The organism is Pseudomonas sp. SG20056 (genome assembly GCF_031764535.1).
Lineage (GTDB): Bacteria > Pseudomonadota > Gammaproteobacteria > Pseudomonadales > Pseudomonadaceae > Aquipseudomonas.
Genome location: NZ_CP134499.1, coordinates 350,057 through 376,551, shown reverse-complemented (window position 1 = coordinate 376,551; position 26,495 = coordinate 350,057). Strand labels below are relative to the sequence as shown.

21 protein-coding genes are annotated in these 26,495 nt (G+C 60.6%); 5 read left to right on the top strand and 16 right to left on the bottom strand.

All coding sequences use genetic code 11. From position 1 onward, the window contains the following. Window positions 1-19 precede the first annotated feature (19 nt). The 3 genes from RHP75_RS01805 to thiI form a co-directional block, all read right to left on the bottom strand. Window positions 20-1,675, bottom strand: coding sequence for a ShlB/FhaC/HecB family hemolysin secretion/activation protein (locus RHP75_RS01805; protein ID WP_311090204.1), 1,656 nt, complete (start codon window positions 1,673-1,675; stop codon window positions 20-22). A 448-nt stretch (window positions 1,676-2,123) separates the two neighbouring features. After that, on the bottom strand, window positions 2,124-3,944 hold the full coding sequence (typA, locus tag RHP75_RS01800; protein WP_311090203.1) for a translational GTPase TypA: 1,821 nt from the start codon (window positions 3,942-3,944) through the stop codon (window positions 2,124-2,126). Between the two features lie 156 nt (window positions 3,945-4,100). Next, window positions 4,101-5,555 (bottom strand): tRNA uracil 4-sulfurtransferase ThiI, encoded by a 1,455-nt coding sequence (gene thiI / locus RHP75_RS01795; protein ID WP_311090202.1) that lies wholly within the window; start codon window positions 5,553-5,555, stop codon window positions 4,101-4,103. 326 nt (window positions 5,556-5,881) lie between these two features. Between thiI and glnA the strand changes: the two genes are divergently transcribed. From glnA to ntrC, 5 genes are all read left to right on the top strand, one after another. Further along, window positions 5,882-7,288: a glutamate--ammonia ligase gene (gene glnA, locus RHP75_RS01790; protein WP_090254820.1), complete on the top strand. Its 1,407-nt coding sequence runs from the start codon at window positions 5,882-5,884 to the stop codon at window positions 7,286-7,288. A 175-nt stretch (window positions 7,289-7,463) separates the two neighbouring features. After that, window positions 7,464-8,018, top strand: coding sequence for a DUF4124 domain-containing protein (locus tag RHP75_RS01785; RefSeq protein WP_311090201.1), 555 nt, complete (start codon window positions 7,464-7,466; stop codon window positions 8,016-8,018). Window positions 8,019-8,020: 2 nt separating this feature from the next. Next, window positions 8,021-8,638, top strand: coding sequence for a DUF4124 domain-containing protein (locus tag RHP75_RS01780; protein ID WP_311090200.1), 618 nt, complete (start codon window positions 8,021-8,023; stop codon window positions 8,636-8,638). A gap of 207 nt (window positions 8,639-8,845) precedes the next feature. Next, on the top strand, window positions 8,846-9,931 hold the full coding sequence (gene glnL, locus RHP75_RS01775) for a nitrogen regulation protein NR(II) (RefSeq protein ID WP_409079699.1): 1,086 nt from the start codon (window positions 8,846-8,848) through the stop codon (window positions 9,929-9,931). Continuing rightward, window positions 9,928-11,361: a nitrogen regulation protein NR(I) gene (gene ntrC / locus RHP75_RS01770; RefSeq protein WP_311090199.1), complete on the top strand. Its 1,434-nt coding sequence runs from the start codon at window positions 9,928-9,930 to the stop codon at window positions 11,359-11,361. The genes glnL and ntrC overlap by 4 nt, the downstream gene beginning before the upstream one ends. A 170-nt stretch (window positions 11,362-11,531) precedes the next feature. Here the strand turns inward: ntrC and RHP75_RS01765 are convergent, their stop codons facing one another. From RHP75_RS01765 to RHP75_RS01705, 13 genes are read right to left on the bottom strand one after another with little or no spacing between them, the layout of a single operon-like run. Then, window positions 11,532-15,812, bottom strand: coding sequence for a DUF6701 domain-containing protein (locus RHP75_RS01765; protein ID WP_311090198.1), 4,281 nt, complete (start codon window positions 15,810-15,812; stop codon window positions 11,532-11,534). A 5-nt stretch (window positions 15,813-15,817) separates the two neighbouring features. After that, the gene (locus tag RHP75_RS01760; protein ID WP_311090197.1) at window positions 15,818-16,237 is read right to left on the bottom strand and encodes a hypothetical protein; all 420 of its coding nucleotides are present in this window, start codon (window positions 16,235-16,237) and stop codon (window positions 15,818-15,820) included. Next, on the bottom strand, window positions 16,227-17,114 hold the full coding sequence (locus RHP75_RS01755; protein ID WP_311090196.1) for a type II secretion system protein: 888 nt from the start codon (window positions 17,112-17,114) through the stop codon (window positions 16,227-16,229). Before RHP75_RS01755 ends, RHP75_RS01760 begins: the two co-directional genes overlap by 11 nt. 59 nt (window positions 17,115-17,173) lie before the next feature. Continuing rightward, window positions 17,174-17,632: a type II secretion system protein gene (locus RHP75_RS01750; RefSeq protein WP_311090195.1), complete on the bottom strand. Its 459-nt coding sequence runs from the start codon at window positions 17,630-17,632 to the stop codon at window positions 17,174-17,176. After that, a complete protein-coding gene (locus RHP75_RS01745; protein ID WP_311090194.1) occupies window positions 17,629-18,066 on the bottom strand; it encodes a prepilin-type N-terminal cleavage/methylation domain-containing protein in 438 nt (145 codons plus the stop codon). The genes RHP75_RS01750 and RHP75_RS01745 overlap by 4 nt, the downstream gene beginning before the upstream one ends. A 6-nt stretch (window positions 18,067-18,072) precedes the next feature. Beyond that, window positions 18,073-18,561: a type II secretion system protein gene (locus RHP75_RS01740; protein WP_311090193.1), complete on the bottom strand. Its 489-nt coding sequence runs from the start codon at window positions 18,559-18,561 to the stop codon at window positions 18,073-18,075. 28 nt (window positions 18,562-18,589) lie between these two features. Continuing rightward, window positions 18,590-19,096 (bottom strand): prepilin-type N-terminal cleavage/methylation domain-containing protein, encoded by a 507-nt coding sequence (locus tag RHP75_RS01735; RefSeq protein ID WP_311090192.1) that lies wholly within the window; start codon window positions 19,094-19,096, stop codon window positions 18,590-18,592. 9 nt (window positions 19,097-19,105) lie between these two features. After that, window positions 19,106-19,600, bottom strand: a complete 495-nt coding sequence (locus RHP75_RS01730; protein WP_311090191.1) for a hypothetical protein — start codon at window positions 19,598-19,600, stop codon at window positions 19,106-19,108. Window positions 19,601-19,626: 26 nt separating this feature from the next. Next, the gene (locus tag RHP75_RS01725; RefSeq protein WP_311090190.1) at window positions 19,627-20,862 is read right to left on the bottom strand and encodes a type II secretion system F family protein; all 1,236 of its coding nucleotides are present in this window, start codon (window positions 20,860-20,862) and stop codon (window positions 19,627-19,629) included. Between the two features lie 31 nt (window positions 20,863-20,893). After that, on the bottom strand, window positions 20,894-22,618 hold the full coding sequence (locus tag RHP75_RS01720; protein ID WP_311090189.1) for a GspE/PulE family protein: 1,725 nt from the start codon (window positions 22,616-22,618) through the stop codon (window positions 20,894-20,896). Further along, window positions 22,618-23,961: a tetratricopeptide repeat protein gene (locus tag RHP75_RS01715; RefSeq protein WP_311090188.1), complete on the bottom strand. Its 1,344-nt coding sequence runs from the start codon at window positions 23,959-23,961 to the stop codon at window positions 22,618-22,620. Before RHP75_RS01715 ends, RHP75_RS01720 begins: the two co-directional genes overlap by 1 nt. Then, window positions 23,958-24,887 carry an AAA family ATPase gene (locus RHP75_RS01710; protein WP_311090187.1) on the bottom strand — a complete coding sequence of 310 codons (930 nt, stop codon included), beginning with the start codon at window positions 24,885-24,887 and terminating at the stop codon, window positions 23,958-23,960. Before RHP75_RS01710 ends, RHP75_RS01715 begins: the two co-directional genes overlap by 4 nt. A gap of 4 nt (window positions 24,888-24,891) precedes the next feature. Continuing rightward, window positions 24,892-26,493: a secretin N-terminal domain-containing protein gene (locus tag RHP75_RS01705; RefSeq protein WP_311090186.1), complete on the bottom strand. Its 1,602-nt coding sequence runs from the start codon at window positions 26,491-26,493 to the stop codon at window positions 24,892-24,894. Window positions 26,494-26,495 lie beyond the last annotated feature (2 nt).

Sequence of the window (26,495 nt, the reverse complement as noted above, 5' to 3'; positions counted from 1 at the left end):
AAAGCAGAAATCAGAAAAATCAGAAGAACAGGTCGACCCGGAAGTACACCGGATGCTCCTGACGCTCGATGGCGTCCGGGCGCTCCAGTGAACGGGCGAAGGTCACCGAAGCGGCCATGTGCTGGCCACGGGCACTCAGCTCGATGGCATTGCCGGAGAGGCGACCGTGCTGGTCCGGGTTGTAACGCCCGCCGCTGATCACACCCATGTCGTAGGCGAATGCCACGCCGTACTCACTGACAAAGGGCTGCAGCGGTTGCCAACTCACCGCCTTGCGCCAGCGCACTTGGTTGCGCCAGTAGGCGCCGCTGTCGCCGGACAGCGATTGTTCCTTGAAACCGCGCACCGAACTCAGGCCGCCGACGCTGATGCGTTGCGGGCTGTACAGCACATCTTCACTGCGCTGACCGTTGGCCAGGCTGTCGAAGCTGAACGACTCGCCCCACAGCTGAAACGGTTGCAGGTAGCTCAGGGTCAGGCTGTATTTGTTGTACCGCGCCACCGGCTGACCGCTTTGTGGGCTGCCGCTGCGCTGCGCATCAAATGCGCCGGTGCCGTGTTGCCAGCCGAGGTCGGCGTTGACGAAGGCATTGCCAATACGTCGGCCATGGTTAAAGCCCAACTGTGCTTCGGACAGACGCTGGCTGGAGACATCGATCAGGTTGCCGAGGATAAAGTTGTTGCTGCGCAGGTGACTGACGCCCAGGCTGGCGGCGGTTTTGCTCAGGCTGTCGCGGTGCAGAACACGTTCAGCACGCAAAGCGTGGGTTTTGCTCTCGCCATCCTGATCAAAGGCAAAACCGTTGGCTTCGCTTTCGGTGCGGTAGTAGCTCTGGCTGTAGCTGTAATTGAAGGTCCACCAGCCATACGGCAGGCTGTAGTTGAGGCTCTGGTTATGCGAATGGCGGTAACTGTCGCTGACGGCATCGCGACCGGCACGTAGGCTCAGCTGGTCGGCTAGACCCAACGGGCTATCCCAATCCAAACCCAGCCCCCACTGCTGCTCACCGGTACTCAACTGGCCATCGTTATGCCGCGCCAGGCTGACGCGCCACGGCTTGCTGCGCTGACCTTGCAGCTGCACACGGCTACCACCAACCTGCTCACCAGGCACCAGTTCCAGCTGTGCCTGACGCGACGGCAAACGGTTGAGCTGCTCGACCAGTTGCTCCAACTCGCGCAAATTCAGCACGCGCTCGGTTGCACCAGGAAAGCTCATGGCCAGCTCACGATCAGAGGCCAACTCCGAGCTGTTCAAGCCTTCCAGTTGGCCCTCGACTACCGTGACCTGCAGCGTACCGCTGGCCAGGTCTTGCTGCGGCAGGTAGGCGCGCGTGGTGACATAACCACGACCGAGGTAGTGATTGGTGATGTCCTTAAGCAGCTGATTGAGCTGACCAACGCCCAAGCATTGGCCGCTGTAAGGTTTGAGAATAGCGGCCTGATCAGCTGGACTGAGCAGCGTGGTGCCGACCAGATTGATCTGCTCGATGGCAAAGCAGCGTTCGTCTTCAGCAACTGGTTGCGCGGGTAGTTGCTCGACCTTGCCAGGCAATTGGCGCAACTCATCCAGGCGGCGCTCCTGCTCTTGCAGCAGACGCTCCTGACGCTCGCGGATAAGGTCCCGATCACCTGGCGTTTGCGCCAGCGATACAGCGGGAAAAAGGATACACATCAGCCAAACGGCCAAAAAATGGCCGGAAGCCATTTTTAACGTTGCACAGCGATGGCCCGCAGGGTGACCGCCAGGGATGGCAGGCCATAAAGGTTTACTACGAAGGGACATGCCTTCAATCCTTTGAATAGCGAATTAACAGAGGAAAATGCGGCGCGCATTAGAACACATGGCGAGTTGCCATCACCCGCACAGCACGTGACCCACCTCACAGAACCAGCCGTTCATCCTGAACTTCTGACCGCCGGTTGCTGTCGCGGCGAACCTTACACAAGGCGCCCACGATTGAGAAGCAGCACAGCTAAATGCCAGACATAAAAATCGTTGAGAGCATTATTTAATCGTCGCACAGGGATTACCCAAAAGTGGCCGCACGCGACGACAGCCCAATAAAAAAGCCCCCGCAGGCTCGCGCCGGCGGGGGCTTTTCAGTTAGCTAGAACTGTTATCAGTTCTTGGCTTTTTTGGCAGCGCGGGTGCGCTCGCCTTCGTCGAGGATCTTCTTACGCAGACGAATCGACTTCGGCGTAACTTCGCACAGCTCGTCGTCCTGGATGAATTCCAGCGCCTGCTCCAGGGTGAAGCGGACAGGTGGAACCAGGGCGATGGTTTCGTCTTTGCCGGAAGCACGCATGTTGTCGAGCTTCTTGCCTTTGGTTGGGTTTACGCCCATGTCGTTGTCGCGGCTGTTCAGGCCGACGATCTGACCGTTGTAGATTTCCTGGCCGTGCTCAACGAACAGCTTGCCGCGCGCCTGCAGGGTTTCCAGGGAGTAGGTCAGTGCCTTGCCAGTTTCTACCGATACCAGAACACCGTTCTGACGACCGGACATGTCACCGGACTTCATGGTGTCGTAGCGATCGAAGATCGAGGTCAGGATGCCAGCACCGTTGGTCAGGGTCAGGAACTGGTTACGGAAGCCGATCAGACCGCGAGCAGGGATGTTGTATTCCAGACGAACACGGCCTTTGCCATCCGGCACCATGTTGGTCAGGTCGCCCTTACGCAGGCCCATCTCTTCCATGACCTTGCCCTGGGATTCTTCCGGGGTGTCGATGGTGACGTTTTCGAACGGTTCCTGCTTCACGCCATCCACAACGCGGATGATCACTTCTGGACGACCTACACCCATTTCGAAGCCTTCGCGACGCATGGTTTCGATCAGTACCGAGAGGTGCAGCTCACCACGGCCGGAGACTTTGAACTTGTCGGCGCTGTCGCCTTCTTCAACACGCAGGGCCACGTTGTACAGCAGCTCTTTGTCCAGACGCTCTTTGATGTTGCGGCTGGTAACGAACTTGCCTTCTTTACCGCAGAACGGCGAGTCGTTGACCTGGAAGGTCATGGAGACGGTTGGCTCGTCAACGGTCAGCGGCTTCATCGCTTCAACGTGGTTGATGTCGCACAGGGTGTCGGAGATGAACAGCTGGTCCATGCCGCTGACGCAAACGATGTCACCGGCGGTTGCTTCTTCAACGTCAATGCGGTGCAAGCCGTGGTGACCCATCAGCTTGAGGATACGACCGTTGCGCTTCTTGCCGTCGGCGTCGATGGCGATCACTGGAGTGTTCGGCTTGACGCGACCACGGGCGATACGGCCAACGCCGATGATGCCGAGGAAGCTGTTGTAGTCCAGTGCGGAGATTTGCATCTGGAACGGACCATCAACGTCAACAGCCGGGGACGGCACGTTGTCAACGATGGACTGGTACAGCGGGGTCATGTCTTCAGCCATGTCGGTGTGATCCAGACCGGCGATGCCGTTCAGGGCCGAGGCGTAGACGACTTTGAAGTCCAGCTGCTCTTCGGTGGCACCGAGGTTGTCGAACAGGTCGAAAATCTGGTCCAGAACCCAGTCTGGACGCGCGCCTGGACGGTCAACCTTGTTGATTACCACGATTGGACGCAGGCCAGCTTCGAAGGCCTTCTTGGTCACGAAACGGGTTTGCGGCATCGGGCCGTCTTGGGCGTCAACCAGCAGCAGCACGGAGTCAACCATCGACATTACGCGCTCAACTTCACCACCGAAGTCGGCGTGGCCGGGGGTATCCACGATGTTGATGTGGTAGCCGTTCCAGTTGATCGCGGTGTTCTTGGCGAGAATGGTAATGCCGCGCTCTTTTTCCTGGTCGTTGCTGTCCATCACGCGCTCGTCGTTGAGCTCGTTACGTTCCAGGGTGCCGGACTGACGCAGGAGTTTGTCTACCAGGGTGGTCTTACCATGGTCAACGTGGGCAATGATGGCGATGTTGCGTAGATTTTCGATCACGTGTGTATCTCGATCAGAGGATTCGGTGTGCCGCTAAGTCTAGGCGGCGAGTATTAACTAATTGCGATTTCTGCCAGGCGGCGCGAGCGTGTTAATCACGCCGCCTGTAGGTCGGGAGGGCGATGGCGGATACTGCCGCCATTCAACCCGGGCGTTTTATGCCGGACGATAAACGCGCACATTGGCATGCCCCTCACTCAGCAAGTGGTGGGCGTGCAAACGACTCATCACACCTTTATCGCAATACAACAGGTACTGGCGCGCCTCATCCAGCTCTTTGAACTTGCTGTTCAGGGCATAGAAGGGCAGCGCCATGACCTCGACGCCGGGCAGGGCGAGCGGCTCGTCCTCGGCAGCATCGGGGTGACGAATATCGATGATCACATGGCTGGCCAGCGCTTCGCTGACTTCCTCGATCTGCACGTCCTTGCCCAGCTCGTCGATCACTTTATCGATCGGCAGCAAGGTCGCACGTTCCAGGGCGCGCTCGAGAATGGCCATGTCGAACTGGCTTTCCTCGTGCTCAATGCGCAGCTTCTTCGCCTTGGTGGTCGGGTTGACCGAAATCACCCCGCAGTATTCCGGCATGTGCTTGGCGAACTCGGCGGTGCCGATGCGCGTGGCGGTGTCGATGATGTCCTGCTTATGACTGGCGAGCAGCGGACGCAGCACCAGCATATCGGTGGCCGAGTCGATCACCGCGAGGTTCGGCAGGGTCTGGCTCGACACCTGAGAAATCGCCTCACCGGTGACCAGCGCATCAATCTGCAGGCGCTCGGCCATGCGCGTGGAGGCACGCAGCATCATGCGCTTGAGGATGACGCCCATCTGGCTGTTGTCGACCTTGCCGAGAATCTCGCCCAGCACTTCCTCAAACGGCACGCTGATAAACAGTACGCGCTGCGAGCTGCCGAATTTCTGCCAGAGGTAATGCGCCACTTCCATCACGCCCAGCTCGTGGGCGCGGCCACCTAGATTAAAGAAGCAGAAGTGAGTGACCAGACCGCGGCGCATCATCTGGTAGGCGGCGACGGTAGAGTCGAAACCGCCGCTCATCAGCACCAGGGTCTGCTCCAGCGAGCCCAGCGGATAACCGCCCAGGCCTTCGTGCTGGTGGTGAATAACGAATAAGCGCTGGTCGCGGATTTCCATACGCACAATAACGTCGGGATCTTTCAGCGAGATGCCGGCCGCACCGCACTGCTGGCGCAACTGGCTGCCGACATAGCGCTCGACATCCATGGAGCTGAACGAGTGTTTGCCGGCACGCTTGCAGCGCACTGCGAAGATCTTTCCTGGCAGCTGATCGGCGAAGTGCAGCTTGCACTTCTCCAGCACATCGTCGAAATCACCCAATGGGTATTCATCGACTTGCAGGAAATGGGTGATGCCCGGCGTGCAACTCAAGCGCTCGATCATCGCCTGCAGGGTTTTCGGCTCACTGATCTGGGTTTCGACTTCCAGGTTGTCCCACACACCGCTGACCTGCAGCTGTGGATCGAACTCACGCAATACCGAACGAATGTTCTTCGCCAGCTGCCGGATAAAGTGCTTACGCACCGGCCGACTTTTAATGGTGATTTCCGGGAAGACTTTAACGATCAGTTTCATGAAAACAGGGGGTGCCGAGGCCGCGAAAAAACAGGGGCGCGGATTATAGCGGAAATTGCTCACGCTTTGATCAAAAATCCTCACCCGCTTAAAACGCGCACCATTTAAGAGCGAGCCACAAATGAAGCGCCCCATAACAGTGCAAATATTTCCCGAGCAGCGCCACGCAGCCCCCGCCAGCCCTGAGTTTCAGGGCTTACACCCATTCCTGTGCACTGGCATGCAATTTGCTCCCTTGTGAGGCAGGATGCCCTGGCGGAGTATGCCGCGGCCGTACCGTACTATTGAGGGCTCACAATTCGAGCCTTATCCACCTGGAGGACAGCATGTCGAAGTCGATTCAACTTATTAAAGAACACGACGTGAAGTGGGTTGACCTGCGCTTCACCGACACCAAGGGCAAACAGCACCACGTGACCATGCCGGCACGCGATGCGCTGGACGACGAATTCTTCGAAGTCGGCAAAATGTTCGACGGCTCCTCCATCCACGGCTGGAAAGGCATCGAAGCCTCCGACATGATCCTGCTGCCGGTTGACGAAACCGCCGTACTGGATCCGTTCACCGAAGAACCAACCCTGATCATCGTGTGCGACATCATCGAGCCAAGCACCATGCAGGGCTACGACCGTGACCCACGCTCGATCGCCAAGCGCGCTGAAGAGTTCCTGAAAACCACCGGCATCGGCGACACCGTATTCGTCGGCCCAGAGCCTGAGTTCTTCATCTTCGACGAAGTGAAGTTCAAGTCCGACATCTCCGGCTCCATGTTCAAGATCTACTCCGAACAAGGCTCCTGGAACACCGACGCTGACATCGAAGGCGGCAACAAGGGCCATCGCCCAGCCGTTAAAGGTGGCTACTTCCCAGTTCCGCCGTGCGACCACGACCACGAAATCCGTACTGCCATGTGTAATGCCATGGAAGAAATGGGCCTGGTCATCGAAGTTCACCACCACGAAGTGGCGACTGCCGGCCAGAACGAAATCGGTGTGAAGTTCAACACCCTGGTGGCCAAGGCTGACGAAGTTCAGACCCTGAAGTACTGCGTACACAACGTGGCCGATGCCTATGGCAAAACCGCGACCTTCATGCCGAAGCCACTGTACGGTGACAACGGTTCGGGTATGCACGTACACATGTCCATCTCCAAAGATGGCAAGAACACCTTCTCCGGCGAAGGCTATGCCGGCCTGTCCGATACCGCTCTGTACTTCATCGGCGGCATCATCAAGCACGGTAAGGCCCTGAACGGCTTCACCAACCCGTCGACCAACTCCTACAAGCGTCTGGTCCCAGGTTTCGAAGCTCCGGTAATGCTGGCTTACTCGGCGCGTAACCGTTCGGCTTCGATCCGTATTCCATACGTTTCCAGCCCGAAAGCTCGCCGTATCGAAGCACGCTTCCCGGATCCGGCTGCCAACCCATACCTGGCCTTCGCTGCACTGCTGATGGCCGGTATCGACGGTATCCAGAACAAGATCCACCCTGGCGATGCTGCCGACAAGAACCTGTACGACCTGCCGCCAGAAGAAGGCAAGCTGATCCCACAAGTGTGCGGCAGCCTGAAAGAAGCCCTGGAAGAGCTGGACAAGGGCCGTGCGTTCCTGACCAAAGGCGGCGTGTTCTCCGACGACTTCATCGATGCCTACATCGAGCTGAAGTCCGAAGAAGAAATCAAAGTACGCACCTTCGTACACCCGCTGGAATACGACCTGTACTACAGCGTCTAATCCCGCACGCAAGACAAGAGGCCACCTTCGGGTGGCCTTTTTGCGTCTGGCGCCTGGCACAAGCCACCTTTCACCCCGCAGTTTTCTGCGCTGGTACACGCCCAGCCATCAACACGCTTGCCAGAGCGCCTCACCAGTGCAAGTCTTAGGGGCACATTACTAGGGAGAGTCAGGCATGCGCCCTCTACTTATCTGCCTGCTGCTGGGCCTGGCGCTGCCGGCCAGTGCGCAGATCTACAAATACACCGACGCCAATGGCAACACGGTATTCACCGACCAGCCACCGGAAGGCCAGGCGACGCAGAATGTCGAACTGCCGAAAACCAATAGTGTGTCGATGCCAGTACCCAGCCTGCCCGCAGCAACCACCCCCGATTCAGTCGACAGCGCAGCGCCGTACAGCACATTGCAGCTGACCGGCATCCCCGACGATGAGGCCATGCGCGCGAACAACGGCACCTTCAGCGTTGGCGTGGACATTCAGCCGCGCCTGGCCAACAACCATCGCCTGCGCCTGCTACTCGACGGCAAGCCACACGGCCAGCCGAGCAACGTACCGCGCCTGCAGATAAGCAATGCCGACCGTGGCGAGCACAGCCTGGCTGTGGAAGTGCTCAGTGGCGAGCAATCGATCCAGCAAAGCGCCACTGCCACTTTTACCGTGCAGCGGGTCAATACCAGCAGCCCGGCCCTGCGACCACCTCCACCAAAACCCAAGCCAGCCCCCTGACTATGCGCAATCTGCTGTTCTGCGGCCTGATGCTGCTCGCTCTGCCTGCCTTCGCGCAGGTCTACACCTATATAGACGCCGAAGGGAATCGCGTCTTCACCGACAAGCCCCGCTCGGGCGATGCCGAACGCGTCGAGCTGGCACCCAGCAACTCGATGCCAACCATTCAGACGCAAACGGTGCCCGTAATTGAAGCGCCACCCGAACCCAGCCAGCGCTACAGCCTGCTGCGGATTCTGGTGCCACAGCCCGATGCGACCATCCGTGACAGCGCCGGCAACCTGATTGTCAGCGTCAACAGCGAACCAAAACTTTTTCCCCAGCACAGTTATCGCCTGCTGCTGGACGGTGTACAGGTTGGCGAAGTGGGCACTAGCCCGGTATTCCCGCTGGAGAATATCGACCGCGGCACCCACCAACTGGCGGTGGAAATCATCGACCAGCAGGGTCGTATCATCGAACGCACCCCTACTCAGCCGTTCCACATGCTGCGCATTTCCCTGGCGCAGAAGCGCATGGTCAATCCCTGCAAGAAGGCCGATTACGGCGTACGCCCGGAGTGCCCGCTCAAGGACAAACCACCAGAAAAGAAAGACATTCCCTTCGTTCCATTTATCTAAACCGGCATCACGCACCAAAGCAGTGCGCATATTGCCCGGCATTTCTATACTCTCCCTGTTTTGGGTCGCCGCACGCGACCCGGCTGCGCTGAAAAGCAGCTAATTCCCGGCATCTCACGGCCAAACACGCTTCTTTTCGGGGCTTTGGTTTGCTTCTTGCATTTTCCAGCTGCATTGCCGGAACCCAAGGGTCTGCTGACATCCCATATGATCATCAACGACGCACTGCACCGCCTGCTGCTGGACAACCTGACCACTGCCACGCTGCTGCTCAACGACGACCTGCGTCTTGAGTACATGAACCCGGCAGCGGAGATGCTCCTGGCCGTCAGTGGCCAACGCAGTCACGGGCAATTCATCAGCGAGCTGTTTACCGAATCCAGTGAAGCGCTGAGCGCCTTGCGCCAGGCCGTCCAACAGGCCCACCCGTTCAACAAGCGCGAAGCGGTGGTAACGTCGGTCAGCGGCCAGACCCTGACTGTCGACTATGCGGTGACACCGGTGCTCAGCAAGGGCGAAACCCTGCTGCTGCTGGAAGTGCATCCGCGTGACCGCCTGCTGCGTATCACCAAGGAAGAGGCGCAGCTGTCCAAACAGGAAACCACCAAAATGCTGGTGCGCGGCCTGGCTCACGAGATCAAGAACCCACTCGGCGGCATCCGCGGCGCCGCGCAGCTGCTCGCCCGCGAGCTGCCCGAGGAAAGCCTCAAGGATTACACCAACGTGATCATTGAGGAGGCCGACCGCCTGCGTAACCTGGTCGACCGTATGCTCGGTTCGAACAAGCTGCCATCCCTGGCGCTGACCAACGTGCATGAAGTGCTCGAACGCGTCGGCAGTCTGGTGGAAGCGGAAAGCCAGGGCAGCATCATTTTGGTGCGCGATTACGACCCAAGCATTCCGGATGTGCTGATCGACCGCGAACAGATGATCCAGGCGGTGCTGAATATCGTGCGCAACGCCATGCAGGCGCTGTCCGGGCAGAACGATCTGCGCCTGGGCCGCATCACCCTGCGTACCCGCGCCCTGCGCCAATTCACCATTGGCCATTGCCGTCATCGCCTGGTGACCAAGATCGAAATCATCGACAACGGCCCCGGCATTCCACCCGAGCTGCAGGAAACCATCTTCTACCCCATGGTCAGCGGGCGTGCCGACGGCACCGGCCTGGGCCTGGCCATTACCCAGAACATCATCAGTCAGCACCAAGGCTTGATCGAGTGCGAGAGCCATCCTGGCCACACCGTGTTCTCGATCTTCCTGCCGCTGGAACAAGGAGTAACTTCGTCATGAGTCGCAGTGAAACCGTCTGGATTGTCGATGACGACCGCTCCATCCGCTGGGTCCTGGAAAAAGCCCTGCAACAGGAAGGCATGACCACCCAGAGCTTCGACAGCGCCGATGGCGTGCTCAGCCGCCTGAGCCGTCAGCAACCCGATGTGATCATTTCCGATATTCGTATGCCGGGTGCCAGCGGTCTGGATTTGCTGGCGCGCATCCGCGAGCTGTACCCGCGCCTGCCGGTGATCATCATGACCGCTCATTCCGACCTGGACAGCGCCGTTGCGTCCTACCAGGGCGGCGCGTTCGAGTACCTGCCCAAGCCATTCGATGTCGACGAAGCGGTGTCGCTGGTCAAGCGCGCCAATATGCATGCGCAGGAGCAGCAGAGTCTGGCCGTGCCGGTCGAGCAGCCACGTACGCCGGAGATCATTGGCGAAGCGCCGGCCATGCAGGAGGTGTTCCGCGCCATCGGCCGTCTCTCGCACTCCAATATCACCGTACTGATCAACGGCGAATCCGGCACCGGCAAGGAGCTGGTCGCCCACGCCCTGCACCGTCACAGCCCGCGGGCTGCCTCACCGTTTATCGCGCTGAATATGGCGGCGATTCCCAAGGACCTGATGGAGTCCGAGCTGTTCGGCCACGAAAAAGGCGCCTTTACCGGTGCGGCCAACCAGCGCCGTGGCCGTTTCGAGCAGGCCGACGGCGGCACGCTGTTTCTCGATGAAATCGGCGATATGCCGGCCGACACCCAGACCCGTCTGCTGCGCGTGCTGGCCGACGGTGAGTTTTACCGGGTTGGTGGCCACACCCCGGTCAAAGTGGACGTGCGCATCATCGCCGCCACCCACCAGAACCTGGAAAGCCTGGTACAGGCCGGCAAGTTCCGCGAAGACCTGTTCCACCGCCTCAACGTGATCCGCATCCATATTCCACGCCTGTCGGATCGCCGCGAAGACATCCCCACGTTAGCTCGGCACTTCCTGAGCCGCGCCGCCCTGGAGCTGGCGGTCGAGCCCAAGCTGCTGAAAAGCGAAACCGAAGACTACCTGCAGCAGCTGCCGTGGCCGGGCAACGTGCGCCAGCTGGAGAATACCTGCCGTTGGATCACCGTGATGGCTTCGGGCCGTGAGGTGCATGTCGACGACCTGCCGCCGGAACTGCTCAGCCAGCCGCAGGAAAGCGCGCCGGTCAGCAACTGGGAACAGGCGCTGCGCCAGTGGGCCGACCAGGCTCTGGGTCGCGGCCAGTCCAGCCTGCTGGATACCGCTGTGCCGGCCTTCGAGCGGATCATGATCGAAACCGCCCTCAAGCACACCGCCGGCCGCCGCCGCGACGCCGCCATGCTGCTGGGCTGGGGCCGCAACACCCTGACGCGCAAGATCAAGGAACTGGGCATGAACATCGAAAGCGCCGATGACGAGGACAGCGACGACTGACGCCTCGCCACCCTCAGGGCTAACAAAACAGGGCCGCCGCACAGGCGGCCCTGCTGTTCACTTAGCCTGAGCTGGATGCGCCCAGTCCCCTCGCCCCTCTGGGGAGAGGGTTAGGGATAGGGGAGCAAAACGCCAGTGACCTTAGCCGCCGCGCAGGCGGCCCTGCTGTTTCAGCGATACAACTCGCGGCGAAAGATCAGTGGCGGTGAACCCTGGTAAATGCCGAAGGTGGCTAGGCCTCTGGCCATTTCCCGGCCATTGCCCTGCCAATCGTAGTAGAGCCAGGTCGGAGGCAGTGCCGGCAGAAAACTGGCCCGAACCGAACCATCGTTGCCAGCACCCGGTGCAGTCAGGTTGAGCACCCCCACACCCGCCAGCGGCCCACTCAAGCTGGCAGTAGTGTCACCCACTGCCAAGTTGCCACTATGGTCTGTCAGGGTCGCTGCACCGAGCTGGGCTGCGCTGCAGTTGTCCAGTCCTTCGCTCATAAAAGCATTGCCCGCAGCAGTGTTCTGCCAACTTTGTACGTTGACCGGCAGGCTGAGCGCCTGTAACTCGGAGCCATGGGCATTGCCGATATGCAGGCGGCCCAGACGCACTTCACTACCCGGTTCGTCGGTAAAGTCGTAGGCAAAGTCAGTACAGCCTGTGCCACCACCATGGCAGGCACCGTCGGCGTCGCTCAGGCTGGCGGCACTGAAACGTTGATTGAGCCGCGCCATAAAGGGTAGATCGATCGCCTCAGGCGCTATCGCCGGCACATAACTCAGACGCTCACCGCTGTAGCGATACTCTCGCAGTCCATCGCCATTATCCGCACCGGCAACCGACACCGACACCGACTCACTGTCCAGCACCTGCAAGCGCGTATCCAGGGCATTGCCTAGAGTCGAACTGTAAACCCCACTGGTCGGAGGATTAAGGCGCCAGAACACCTCCCGATCATAGTTGCGGGTAACCCCACCCTGGCGATTGCGCCCGCTGATGGTCAGCACCGGCTCACGGTTTGGGGCAAAGCTCATCGGCTGGCCCTGATAGCTGAAACTGCCACAACTGGGTGTCAGGCTGGCAGTGCCCACAGCTTGCAGGTAGGCCGGGATAAAGCGTCCGGTCAGCTCACTGCTGCCACCACTGACCGCTTCACCGAAATAGCTAGCCTGCGGCGCAGCACTCAAGCGAAATACCCCCACCTCGGACACCGCAGCGCCGACATCAGTCCGCGGCCCCAGCACATGGCTATACGCTGGCGGGCTCACACTGCCATTGTCAGCGCCAGATGGGGCGACTACTGCGCTGCTCAGGGCGATATTGCCGAGGCGGAAATTGGGCGTCACCAAGTTATCCACCAACGCCTCAGCGGTAAGTGGTTCGCCATCGCTTTGCCAGCCCACGGCAGCAATACGCAACTGGAACGGGTCACCCGCACGCACACCACCGGGGAACACCGGGCAACTGATATCTGCGCTGCTGCACACGCCATCGGTCTGCAGTAACAAGCCATAGGGTTTGCTGACGAACTGATCGACTCCGGTCATGACCAACCCCGCTTCTTCGCCCGTCGTCGGCGCGTACCTGGCGTTGAGAGTCATCATGCCGGCATCGGTATAACGCACACGCACAGTGGCCTGTGCACCCGGACCGAAGGTCAGGTCAAGCCCGGTGCCCGGTGTGCTGCCTGCCACATCAGTGCCATTGACCTGGACCGGCCGCGTGCCCGTAACTGGGTCGCTGTAGCCAGACCAGAACTGTACACGCCGTGTACCGGCTTCGAAGGCGGGCACGCAAAGCTGCGTACTGTTGTCCTTTCGCACCGCGCGCAGTTGGATATCCGCCGACTCTTTATTGGCCAGCAGATTGGGCACATCAAACAGAAAGCCGCTGTCCGCAAAAATGATTTGGCAATTTGCCGTGCTGCACGTGGTTTGACTGTTGGGCTTAGCTGTCGGCTGCGAGGCTGTAACGCCGAGCGTGCGCGCCCCTACCGTATTGCCCCGCAACTGCAATACGGCGCTGCCGCCAGAGAAACTGAGCAAGTTACCGTTACTCAGACTTGCCGGCGCCTGCGCAGTCCAGCCTGTGGTAGGGGCCAACGTCAGGCTGACAGGGTCGCTATAGAGCTGCGAACAATCACTGTTCAAGCAGGCTCGCACAATCACCTGCTGCGGACTGCAGGTCAGCCCTGGAGAGGTATAGGTGAAGTCGAAGTGATCGACCTGCTCGGCAATCGGCTTGATATTGATTGCACAGACCTGCAGGTCGTCCAACTCGTGGATATTGGTCGAACCGCCAGTAGAGCCGGTCAGCGACAGATAGAGATCTTCCGGCAGCGACGCCTGCCCGGCCGCCGTCAGCACATTGATGCTATCCAGGTTGGGCAGCACAACGAATCCGGCGCCGCTATCGCGCTCAACCGTCAGCCGCGCCGCGCCGGTAAACCGCCCATCCACAGTAATGCGGTAAAGGTGACCGGGCGCAGGCGTGGTACTGCCGGCGCTATCGATTCCCGGGCTGAGGTTGGCAGGGGTGCCGGCGATATAGCGATAACCTGTTGTGCCTGAGCCGGAACCACGCACCGCAACCGAGTCGAGACGCCGCCCCGGGCCACCCGGGCCACCCTCAGTGGAGAAGTTGCCATACTCATCAACCCCGACTCCCAGCCAGCCACCCGCAAAGCCCGTGGTAGCAGCAGTCCCTTTGGTGCCATAGCCCAGCGGCCCGCCAAAGGCACCGGGTTGCGGGGTAATGGTCGCATCCGAGAGAACCACCGCCACCCCATCCGCGCCGCTGCCGTTGTAGGCGTAATGCCGGAACTGAACCTGGATAAAGTTACCGGCAGCCGGGAACAAGCGCTGCAGGGTGGATGAGGTGGCCACATTGCCCTGGTTACTGGTCAAACGCATGCGACCGCCGTTGATAACCGGCGTAAAGGCTGTACTGCCTCGGCTAGCCACGGCCCAGTCATCGCCCAAGCCGGCACGCCCAAAATCGTCACTGAAGCATTGCAGCGCCAGCTCGCACGGATGCCGCTCGGCTACCAGCGCCGAAATAGCCGCCGACGACAAGGCACTGTTATAAATGCGCAGCTCATCCAGCTCACCGTTGAAGTAACGCCCGGCCGTACTTTGGTCTGCCCCCAACTGTAGAGGGTCGGTATTGGCCAGTGGCGTGCCAGTAAAGCTGGCTTGGCCTGCCAGATTGCCGTTGATATAGATGCGTTGGTCGCCCGGAGCATGGCGAATCAGCACATGACTCCACTGCCCTGGTGTTAGCGCCGTAGTGCTATTGAACTCGCGGGTGGCACTGGGCCCTGTGGTCTGCCACCACCAGTTGACGGTGCCATTCGGGTTTAGGTGAAACTCATAGTTTTCATCCTTGGACAGAATGCTCATCAATCCCGAAGCTGGCAGGGTTCGCGGCCGGACCCAAATACCGATGCTGAAGGTGTCCTGCAGCGTCAGCAGCCCACTGTGCGCACGTTGCACATACTGGCTGGAAGCGGTGTTGAAACTGCCGTAGCGGCAGGTGCCCTGGGCATTCACGGTCGGCAGGGCCGGCGTGGTATTGCCGGTGACAGCACCATTGAATACTGTGCCGGGCAGATCATTGCCGGAAGCATCCAACACCTCCCCTGCGGCACCCGACCAGTTCAGTTCATCCAGCGACCAACTGAGCAATGGCCCAGCCTGGCATGCATTACCAGGTGTTGAGTTGGGTAAACAACTGCCCGTGACAGAACTTGCATTATTGACGTTTACGGTCGAATAACCAGGCGCCGTAAAACTGCCATAAGCAGTGGTGTTATTGAGGGTAATGGCGCCACTGACGGAATTGACTGTCACATATACGCTGGGACGCCCCACGGTGCTGTTGGTAAAGGTCACCGTGCTGGCGCCACTCACCGTACCGGAAAGCATGTCCACACCGGTGAAGGTTGCCGAGTTGTTGGCTGCGAAAAAATCGCCCTGGATGGTGCCGCCAGTGATGCTGATACCCGATGAATTGGATCGCGCACCACCGAGCAGGTCCGTGCCATTAGTGGTAACCGTGCAGCAGCCACTGAGCACCAGACCGCTGACACGACCGCCACTCAAGGAAATACTGCCCGTATTGGCAGTGACTGTGCCATTGACCACCGAATTAGCGGCCGAGAACTGATTGGAACTGGCGCGCAGGTTGATTGCACGGTCACCTGCGCCAGCCGTGGTTGCCGTCAGGCTGACAGCCTGAGCCACCACCTCAATGTTCGTGGCCGTAGACACTGTCAGCACATCATTGGCCGCCGTTGTCAGGGTGCCATTGCAGGTAAAGGTTGTGCCCGAACGGCTCCAGGCACCGGAGCATATGGACGGTGAGCCGCTGACAACTGTGCCTCCACTGGTATTGAAGGTATAGGTCGCAGCCAGCGCAGGCAGCGGAAGCAGCACCAGTAGCGTCAGGATTCTGAGCAACATCGGTTTCATCGCTCCACCGTCGCGATCAGTTGTCGGAAAGCATAATCCGGTCGTTCGCCAGGAATGCCATTTTGCGCGGTGGCGGTAAAACGGAAGATCTGAATAGGCGTGCCATCTGCGTCGGTGTAATTACTTGCAACGCAGACCACACCCACCGTGAATTCACTCAACCCACTACCAGCCAGACTGGGCGAACCTGACGCACAAAGGCCGGCATTGACCGACTGACTGATCCCCCACTCCAGGCCCGCCCTGGCCGCCTGGTAGGCCCGAGCCTGCTGAATGGCCAGCGCATTACTGCCGTGCTGCACCGAGGCCAGGCGTGACATGGCGATGACCACCAGACTGACGATGATCATCACAAACATCGCAGCCACCAGGCCAAAGCCACGGCTGGCGCGCATGAGCAAGGGATCAGGGCGCATTATCGACATGCACCTGTTGTAGCAGTTGAAGGTTTTCCCCGTCCTGACTGATGCTCAGACTCAGGGTCAGCAGCCCGGCGCGTTGGGTGCTGCCGGTCTGGTACTCAAAACGGCTGGCCGCGCAATCGACTCGGGCAGCAACCGGCTGCGGGTTGGCGCCAGCGGGCGGCACGTTGGGGATGCTTGAAAGTAACTGGTTATAGCTGTAACGCAGCAGCTGCCCACCCTGGCAGCGGTAACCCACCACCGTTTCGGCCAGATACAGGCGCCGCTGAGGTGAGGCAAAGGCAAAGTTGAAGCCGCCAGCCGGCAGACTACCCAGGCTGATATGCCGCTCCCCGGCAGGTGGCGAAGCCACCAAACCGAAGGTCACCCCGGTAGGCGTAATAACTCCCGGATTAGCAGCCGCCCACACATTGCTGCCCGGAACCGGATTACCCCCCGATTCGGCCCCCGTGTTGTACAAAACCAGCCAGCGCGCACCACTCGGGTCAAGATCGGCATCCAGTACCTGCACGCTATTGCACAGCCCGCCCTCGGTGGTACTGGCGCAGCTCCCGGCTGCTTCGCTGCTAAAGCGCAAGGCCTCTACACCGATGCGGTTGGGCCGATAGCGTGCTGCGCTATGGATTAAAAGCAGCTCCATGGCTTGGCCATCGGCGCTGACGCGTAACGAGTTGGGCACAGCCAGGCGCACATCCCGACTCATGCGATTGAGTGCTCCCGCAGCCTGGTCGACCAACTCGGCGCGGCGACTCTGGTCGACAAAACTACTGAGCGGGTTGGACAGCACCGTGCTGATCATCACCGCCACCACGCCGGCCAGGGCGATAACCATAACCAGTTCGACCAGGGTAAAACCGCCGCTGCGATGCAAGCGACCAAGCGCTCTCGGCGCACTCCGCCAGCGCCCAATGCCTCGCTTCAACCGGCTCATCAGTAACGTGCCCTGTAGCCATCCAGGCGCAAAACCTGGCCGCCCGGATCACGGACACTGACCTCAACATGCAGCACATCGCTGGCGGCCAGCCCGTCAAGTGCCCGTGGCGTAATCGCGACCTGCACCCGATAACCGACTAACGCTGCGATGGCATTACCCTGAGCATTGCGCGCCCCGGCATCGTCGAGGCCGGCGTAATCACAGACATTGTCGAACTGGATACGGCTCGCCGGCGCCGACGGGCAGACCGTTCCACTGGAAGGATCGAGATAGGCCTGCAGCAAGATTTCCTCGAGATAGGCTTCGGCTATCGAAAGGCTCTGCTGACGCAGCAATGGATCGGCCGAACGGCCGGTAATCGCTGCCATGGCGCTGTACAGTGCAGCGGCGGTGATGCCGATGACCACAATGGTGATCACCAGCTCGACCAGGGTCATGCCGCGCTGCAGCTTCATTGCACCATCCCGGTTTCCGCGCTCACCACCAGGCTGAACGACCCGATAGCCACGCTGGCACCTCCTGCCACAGGCCGACCGAGGGAATCGAAAACCACAGGAAAATTACTCGGATTCAAGTTCACGCCGCTGGGTACCTGGCTGTTGGCAAAAGGTCTTTGCCCATCCGGCCCTGGCACATCCAGGCTATAGGCACCACTGCTGCAGCTTGCAGCCTGCCGCACGCTGTAGCCCGCAGCACCCAGGCTGACCTGAGTCAGACAGCCGCTAGCCACTGCCAGCTTCTGCCCGTAGCGAACGGCGGCTAGCACTTCCTCGTAATACAGGCGCTCATCGAACACCTGCCGATCAAAAAAGCGCGGTCCCACCACAGCCGCGAGGATACCGATGATCACGATGACCATCAGCAGCTCGACCAGGGTAAAGCCGCGCATATGGGCTTAGCAGCCTGTTGTTACCGGATTACCAATCACTGGAGCCCCGTTGGCTGGGGCAGCCGTGTAGGTAAACGAGCAGTCAGCTGGCGTTGGCGCACCTCTGAGCCGAATCGCCAGAGCAGCAGCTCCACCACCGGTGGTATCAAATTCGGCACTAAGCTGAGATGCCGCAAAAATGCCCGCTGCATCTGCAGTTGGATACCCATTTGCCATAGTAATGGCGAGCCCTTCAAGATCAACGCATGCGGCACTACCAAGTGCTAAGCAAGCACCTGCACCAGCACCTGGAGCAGCAGTGGGCTGCGCTAGTGATGCAGAGTGGGAAATGGCTGAGGCTGAACGCACAGCACCAAGGGCGCCATTAAGAGTTGCAATTCGGGCATCAGACCCCAAATCCGCAAATCTCGGCAACGCAAACGCCGCCAGAATGCCCAGGATCACAATCACCATAATCAGCTCGATCAGGGTAAAACCGCTTTGTTGCTTCTTCATCGGTACTTCCTCATTGCAGTAAAGGGGGTTAAGGGGTGGTGCGATCAAAGTTGGTGGTCACGGTGCCGTTGCTGGAGTCATAGACGATGCTGTCGTTGAGGTCATCCAGCTGGTAGGTGTAGGTGCAGACCGCGCCGGCGGCTGAGGCGATGTAATCCACCGGGTTGGCCGGGGTCGAGGCCGTGCCGACGCGCGGTGCCGAGCCTTGCAGGATGGCATTCCACACCTGCACGCAGTTGAGGACGTCGGCGGTGCCGACCGGCCAACCCTGGGCATTTACATCCACCGTGCCGTCACCAAAGCCGACCACATCGGTGTTGGGCGTAGTGTCATCGCCATTGCCACGATTGACTTCCCACTGCGCGCGCACCAGCAGCACGGCCGAGGCCAGCGCCCCGCCGGCACCGCGTACGGCGGCTTCGTGGGCATCCTTGGTGACGTTGATAAAACGTGGCAAGGCCACCGCAGCGAGCACGCCGAGGATGACGATGACCACCACCAATTCGATCAGGGTGAAACCCCGGTTGTGTTGCATGGCGCTCTCCTACTCAATCAACCCCTGCGCGGCAATTTGCGCCTGGGGTACTGCCTGAAGTTCAAGGGCCAGACCTCTGCCCCGCCAGTGTGCACCTGTCGCTGTAGCCTGAGGAACCGCCTGCACCCGGTAGGCCTGCAGCTCGGTCGAGTCTTTTGCCCATCCGTCACTGAAGCGCCAGCGGTACAGCACCCAACCGGGCTCAGCCAACCAGTACCAGCAGCCACGGGTGGGCGTTTCACCACGCGCCAGCTCGCCGCAGTAGTTGTCCTGTTGCCAGCGCAGCAACAGGAACGGATTACCGACCAACATGCCGCGCGTCAGCAAACGGTCCTGCGCCAGCTGCTCAGCCGTGAGGCTCGCCAGGCTGCTGGCCAGGTGCTCACGGGTGGCTTGTTGCGCACGCCGCTCGCTGACCTGGGCGATCTGCCAGGCCAGCGCCAGCACCACAGCCGCCAGCATCAGGCCGGTAGCCGCCCAACCGAGCCGACGCGCCAAGCGCATCCGGCTCGCCAGCTGGTATTCGCCCTTCAACCGCCACCCTTGGCGGCCGAGGCCAGTTCCCACATGGGCAAAAACACACCCAGCGCCAGCACCAGCACCATGATGCCCATGGCCACAATCAGAATAGGTTCAATGGCATCGGCCAGTTGCTTGAGGTCGTAATCCACTTCCTGCTCATAGAAATCCGCCACCTCGACAAACAGGTCGTCGAGCGCGCCGGTTTCCTCACCAACGGCCATCATCTGCAACACCAGCGGGGTAAACAGCCCGCTGGCAGACGCGGTGCGGGTCAGGGCTTCACCGCGTTCAATGCCTTCACGCATGGCCAGAATCGCCTGGCCGATATAGCGGTTGCCCACGCTGGCACTGTTGATCGACAGGGTCTGCAGCAAGGGCACACCCGCGCGGTACATCATCGCGAAGGTGCGGGTGAAACGCGCCAGGGCAATCCGCTCGAAGATGCCGCCGACAATCGGCAGGCGTAGTTTGATCTGGTCCCACTTCAGGGCACCGGCATCAGTCTCGATCCATTTGAAAAAACCATACAGACTGCCACCGAACAGCAGCGCCAGCAGCCACCAGAAATCCTGAAAGAACTGCGACGTGCCGATCAGGATCTGCGTGGCCCAGGGCAGCTCAGCCTTGAACTGGGCAAAGACCTTGGAGAAGGCGGGAATTACGAACAGGTTGATCACCACCAGCGCCACCGCCATGGCCGAAAGCACGAACAGCGGGTAACGGGTGGCCTGCTTGATGCGCTTGCGGGTTTCGCGCTCCAGTTCCAGATACACCGACAACTGGCGAAAGGCCTGATCGAGCTGACCGGTGTTTTCCCCGACGCTGATCATGCTGACAAACAGGGTGTTGAACACCTTGGGATGGGCGTTAAGCGCCACGGCCATGCCCTGCCCGCCCTCCAGATCACTGCGTACCGCCTGCAGCACTTCGCGCAGGTAAAGGTTGCGGCTGGATTCGGCCAGACCACCAATCGCACGGATGATCGGCACACCGGCTTTGCTCAGGCTGTACATCTGCCGGCAGAAGATAATCAGCTCTTCCAGGTCAACATGCTTGCGCCGCAGGCGCTCCTTGAGCTGAGCGAACACGTCACTGTCGTTGCTCTGCGCCTGCTCCTCGATGGTCAGCGGGGTAATGCGTTCGGCCAACAATTCACTGGCCAGGCTGTCAGCAGAACCGGCCTCGCGGCTGCCGATGATTTTGCCGCCCTGGGCATCACGACCGGTAAAGCGATACAGGCTCACCGCCCTGCCTCCTGGCGCCATATGCTCGCCATCAGGCCACCCCTTCATCGGTCAGGGTGGCGCAGACTTTCAGCACTTCATCCACGCTGGTGACCCCGGCCAAGGCGTAATCCAGCGCGCAAGCGGCCAGTGGGCGGTAATTGGCGCTGGCCTGCGCGGCCTCGGCAAAGCCTTGCGGGTCATTGCGGCGCAGGGCGGCGACCATGCCGTCGTCCATTTCCAGCAGCTCGTAGACACCCACCCGGCCGGCATAACCGGTGTTATGGCACTGGTGACACCCGGCGCCACGCTTGAAGCTGCGCCCGAGCAGCGGAGCCTTGTAGAGGCTTTCCAGCCAGACCAGTTGGCGGGCATCCGGGGTGTGATCCTGCATGCAGTTTTCGCATACCCGGCGTACCAGGCGCTGGGCCAATACGGCATTCAGCGAAGTGGCGACGAGAAAGGGTTCAGCCCCCATGTCGATCAGGCGCATGGCCGAGGTTAGGGCGTCGTTGGTGTGCAGGGTCGACAGCACCAGGTGACCGGTGAGTGCCGCTCGCAGGCCGATTTCGGCGGTTTCCTGGTCACGCATCTCACCTATCAGCACGATGTCTGGATCCTGACGCAACGCGGCGCGCAGCACGCGGGCAAAGCTCAGGTCGATCTTGGCGTTGACCTGCACCTGGTTGATGCGTGGCAGGCGGTATTCCACCGGGTCTTCCACGGTGATGATCTTTTTCTCTGGGCTGTTCAGCTCCGACAGCCCGGCATACAGCGTGGTGGTCTTACCCGAACCCGTCGGCCCGGTCACCAGCACCAGGCCAAACGGACGTTGCAGCAGGCGGCGAAAGCGCACCAGCATGTCGGGCGGCATGCCGCTGGCTTCCAGGGTGGACACCCCGCCGGTTTGATCAAGCAGACGCATCACCACCGACTCGCCGTACTGCACGGGCATGGTCGAGACCCGCACATCGATGTTGTGGCCCTTGACCCTGATATTGAAACGGCCATCCTGGGGCAGGCGCTTTTCGGAAATATCCAGCCCGGACATGATCTTCAGGCGCATCACCAGGGCAGAAGCCACGCGCGCCTCTTTCATTACCTGCTCGCTGAGCACGCCGTCGATGCGCTGACGAATGCGTACCACGCCTTCGTCGGGTTCGATGTGGATGTCGGACGCCTTCATCTGCACGGCATCTTCAAACAGGGTTTGCAGCAGACGCACAACCGGGGCTTCGGTGTTGCTGTCAGCACCGAGCTTGGACAGGTCGAAGTCGCTGTCCTTGAGTTCACCTTCCAGCTCACCGGCAATCGAGGCAATTTCACTGGTGCGCCGGTACACCGTATCCAGCGTCGCCAGCAGCTCGGCCTCACGGACCACCGCCGGACGCACGCGAACCTTGAGGATGCGGTCCATCTCGTCCAGAGCAAACAGATCGAGGGGGTCGGACATGCCCACCAGCAGGCCATCGCCTTCGCGTGACAGCACCAGCGCGCGGAACCGCCGGGCCATGGCCTCCGGCAGTTTTTGCACCAACTCCTGATCGAACTTGAAATGCTTGAGGTCGATAAACGGAATCTTCATCTGCTCGGACAAGGCGCTGAGCAGACGCACCTCATCGACGAAGCCCATATCGACCACCGTGCGCCCCAGTTTGGAACCGGTACGCTTCTGGTCCTGCAAGGCCAGTTGCAACTGCGCATCGCTGATCAGGCCGGCCTGGATCAGCAGATCACCGAGGCGCACCTTGCGCTGGCGAACATCATCCTGACTCATCAAAGGCCTCCAAGCGCCTTGGCGCGTTCACTGACGAAGCGTCGAGTGCTGTCGTCCAGGTCCGAGCCCAAGAGGGCCAGACGATAGTGGCGGCCAGCTTCGGCCGGTTGTTCAAGCTGCTCCAGGGCAATCGCCAAGCCCAACTGCCAGGTCGCCTGGTTGGGGCGCTGGGCCAGCATGCGTCGATACAACTCGGCGCTGTGCTGCCATTGCCCGGTCTGCTGATAGCTGGCCGCCAGCAGAGCAAAGTAATTGGGTTCCTGCTCCAGGCGTGGTGGACTCTGTTCCAGGGTCGTCACGGCGCCACGGGTATCGCCGGCCTGTAGCTGCGCACGCGCCAGCAACAGGCGCAGTTCGCTGTCATCCGGCACGTGCGCAAGCTGCCCAGGGAGCCAGTCGAGCAGACGCTGCTGATCGCCAGCAGCCAGATAAGCACGGGCCAGCCAGCGCAGCACTTGCGGATCATGGCTGCGGGTTTTCTGCAGGGCTTCCAGCAGGCTGATGGCGCGGGCGTTGTCGCCATCCTGCAGGGCCTGCCGCGCCAGGGTCAGGTCATCAGGCTGATGCGCGGCAATCTTCACCTGCGGCGTTATAGCAGGGGCAACGGGCTGAGTGGCCGGCGACGCAGCGGCAGGCACAGAAGCCGGCAGCGGTGCGCTGACCCAGGCCGGCATGGGCGCTTCGACCTGTGCGGGCGCGGCTTCAGCAGGAGGTAGGCTTTCCAGCGCCAGGGGGGTATCGTCCACAGCGACAGGCGCATTCAGCGGCACCTCGACCCAGAGCATCCAGCGATCACCGGCAACTTCCAGGCGGTCACGTACATCCAGGCTGTCGCCAAGGCCAACCAGCAGTACCTGAACATCCGCCTCTTTGTTTTCCACCCGCCAGGACAGGCTGCGGCCATCACGCTGCACACGCCCCTGCTGTATGTCGCCAGGCAGCTGGGTGTCCTTCAAGCGCAGCGTGACAGCCCCACTTTCCTCGTTACGCTGGTAAGCCACGCTGCGATCCAGCAATAGCTGCAGTACCAAGCCGCGGGCATCGTGCTGCGGCAGCACATCGAGAATGTGTACCGCGGGCAATGCCACGGGCATCTCGACGGCCAGCGTGGCAACCGTCTGCTCAGGCGTGCCTTTAAATACTCGGGGATACGCCATCGCGATCAGTGCGCCGAGCAGAATCACCGCAACCAGCAGCATCGCGATATGGCGCAGACGCGCATAACGATCACGCAAGGCAGCAGCGCGCTCATCCACCGCGTACAGACCATCCAGCTGCAAACGCTCGTTCGGCGCGGCGCGGCGGGTTTCCAGATCGCGCAGCATGTCATTGACCAGGCTCATGGCAGCCACTCCCGCCATTGCTCCAGCCAGGGCCAGACGCCAAGTAGAACCACCGACAGCACACCTGCCGCCATACCCCAGCCCACCCAGGGCGAACGACGCTGCAGGAAGGGTTGCGCCCCTTCAGTGTCCAGCTGTGCGCGCTTGACATGACTGACACGCACCTGGCGCACGCCCTCACCAAACGCCGCCATCAACGCCTTGTGCGCGAGGATATTCAACAGCCGAGGAATGCCACCACTACCCTGCACCAAACGGCGCACCGCCGATATTTCAAACAGCGGCTCGCCACGGTAGCCAGCCACCGCCAGGCGCTCATTGAGGTATCGGCTGGTGTCTTTTACATCCAGCGCACGCAGTTGATAGGAAAAGGTAATGCGCTGACGCAGCTGACGGAACTCCGGGCGGCCCAGGGTTACATCAAGCTCCGGCTGGCCAAACAGCACCACCTGCAGCAGCTTGGCCCGCTCGGTTTCGAGGTTGGTCAGCAGACGCAACGCTTCGAGGGTGGCGGTGGGCAGTGCCTGGGCCTCATCAATCAGCAACACCGTGCTTTTGCCTGCGGCGGCCAGCTCAATCAGCCGCCGATGCAATGCCTCGAGCACCGCCTGGGTATCCAGCTCTTCAACACCTTCAATGCCCAGTTCACGCGCCAAGGCCTGGCGCAAGCCCGTCGGGCTCATACCCGGATTAGGCAGGTAGGCCAGCTGAAAGCGCTCAGCGTCCAGCTCATTGAGCAAGGTGCGACACAACAGGGTCTTACCGGTGCCCACCTCGCCGGTGACCTTGATAAAGCCTTCGCCTTCACCGAGTGCCACGCGCAGCAAGTTGAGGCACGCCTGATAGGGCGCCAGCTGCACCAGAAAACCGGTATTCGGGCTCAGCGCGAAGGGTTTTTCGTGCAGACCAAAGAAGGCTTCATACATCGGCCTATCTCAGCTCCTTGAAGGTTTGCGCACTCTTGCGCAACTCGTTCAGCCAGACCTCATCACTGACCACCTGCGGCCGCATGAGAATCACCAGCTCGCTCTGCTGCAGCGCCTTGCGCTGTTGCTTGAACAGGTTGCCGACAATCGGCAGGGTGCTGGCCCAGGGAATGCTGGCATCGGTGTTCTCATTGTTGTTCTGCAGCAAGCCGCCAATCACTACCACCTGGCCACTGCGCGCGCGCACGATGGAGTCCGATTGGCGCGTGGTGGACAACGCCAGCGGCAGGTTGAAGACATTGTCTTCGCCCAGGGTGATGGTCTTGTTCTGGTCACGCACACGGCTGACGGTCGGCCGCACATGCAGGGTAACGGTGTCGTTCTGATCGATCTGCGGCGTGACGTCGAGGGAGATGCCGGAGAAGAACGGCGTCAGGGTGATGTCCTGAGTCGGCTCGGTAACCCCGCCCACGGTGGCCGTGGAGCCGGTGGATGAGACGTTGGTGACAAAGAACTCGTCCGTCCCGACCTTGATCACCGCTTTCTGATTGTTCAGCGTAGAGATACGCGGGCTAGACAACACGCGCACCTCACCCTGAGTTTCCAGCAGCTCGATCAAGCCGGTGAAGTCGCCCAGAGTCAGGGCAATGCCAAATACCCCATCGATCCCGGTCGGGCCACTCAGCGCGGCGCCGCCCAGGCTACTGCTGACATCGCCGCCAAGCTGATCCCAGCTGATCCCGGCCTGGAAGCCATCGGAGAGCTGCACTTCGAGGATCTTGGTTTCCAGAATCACCTGACGCTGCAGGTTGAGCTGAGCCTGTTCAAGAAAGCGCGCGACGTTCTCCTGGGCGGCGCTGTGCGCGCGCACCACCAGCAGGCTGGCCTGCGGGTTGATCATCACGCTGCTGTTGCTGTCGCCGGCCACGATCATTTCCACCACTTGGCGCACTTCATTCCAGAAGTCGACATTGCTGGAGGTACTGACCTGGCTGGCATTCAGGGTGGTCACAGTGTTGCTGTTGCCGCTGGTGTTGGCGCTGTTGCTGGCGCCGCTGCCCGAGTTGTTGTTATTGGTGCTTTCCACCTGCCCGGAGCTGACCCGTGTATCGGTCTGACCGATGCGCTGCAGGTTGAGGTAGTTGATGTCGTAACTGCGGGTAATCACCTGATTAGGCAGAATCTGGTAGCCATAGCTGGTGCGGCGGAAGTCATAGCCATAACTGTCGCGCACGGCTGCCAGCACTTCATCAAGGGTGACCCGGCGCAGGCTGAAGGTGATGGTGCCGCTCACATCTGGGTGCACCACCAGGTTCTGCCCGGCGCCGTCCATCAGACTTAGGAAGAACTCGCGCGCCGGCATGTCCTTGGCCGCCACATCAAAGCGCGGGCCGCTGCTGAAACCACTGCCCAACGGCGGGATCAGCGCCGCCTGCACGGCCAGTGGCGGCATCACTTTGGGCGCGGCCTGGGCCTGCTTGAGGCTGTCGTCCAGCAACTTGCTGCTTTGCTCGTAGAGTTGCGCGTCGCCATCCTTGAAGGTCTGGCAGGCCACAAGCAGAAAACTCAGGCTCAAGAGGCCGACACTGGGCAAAAATCTGATCATGG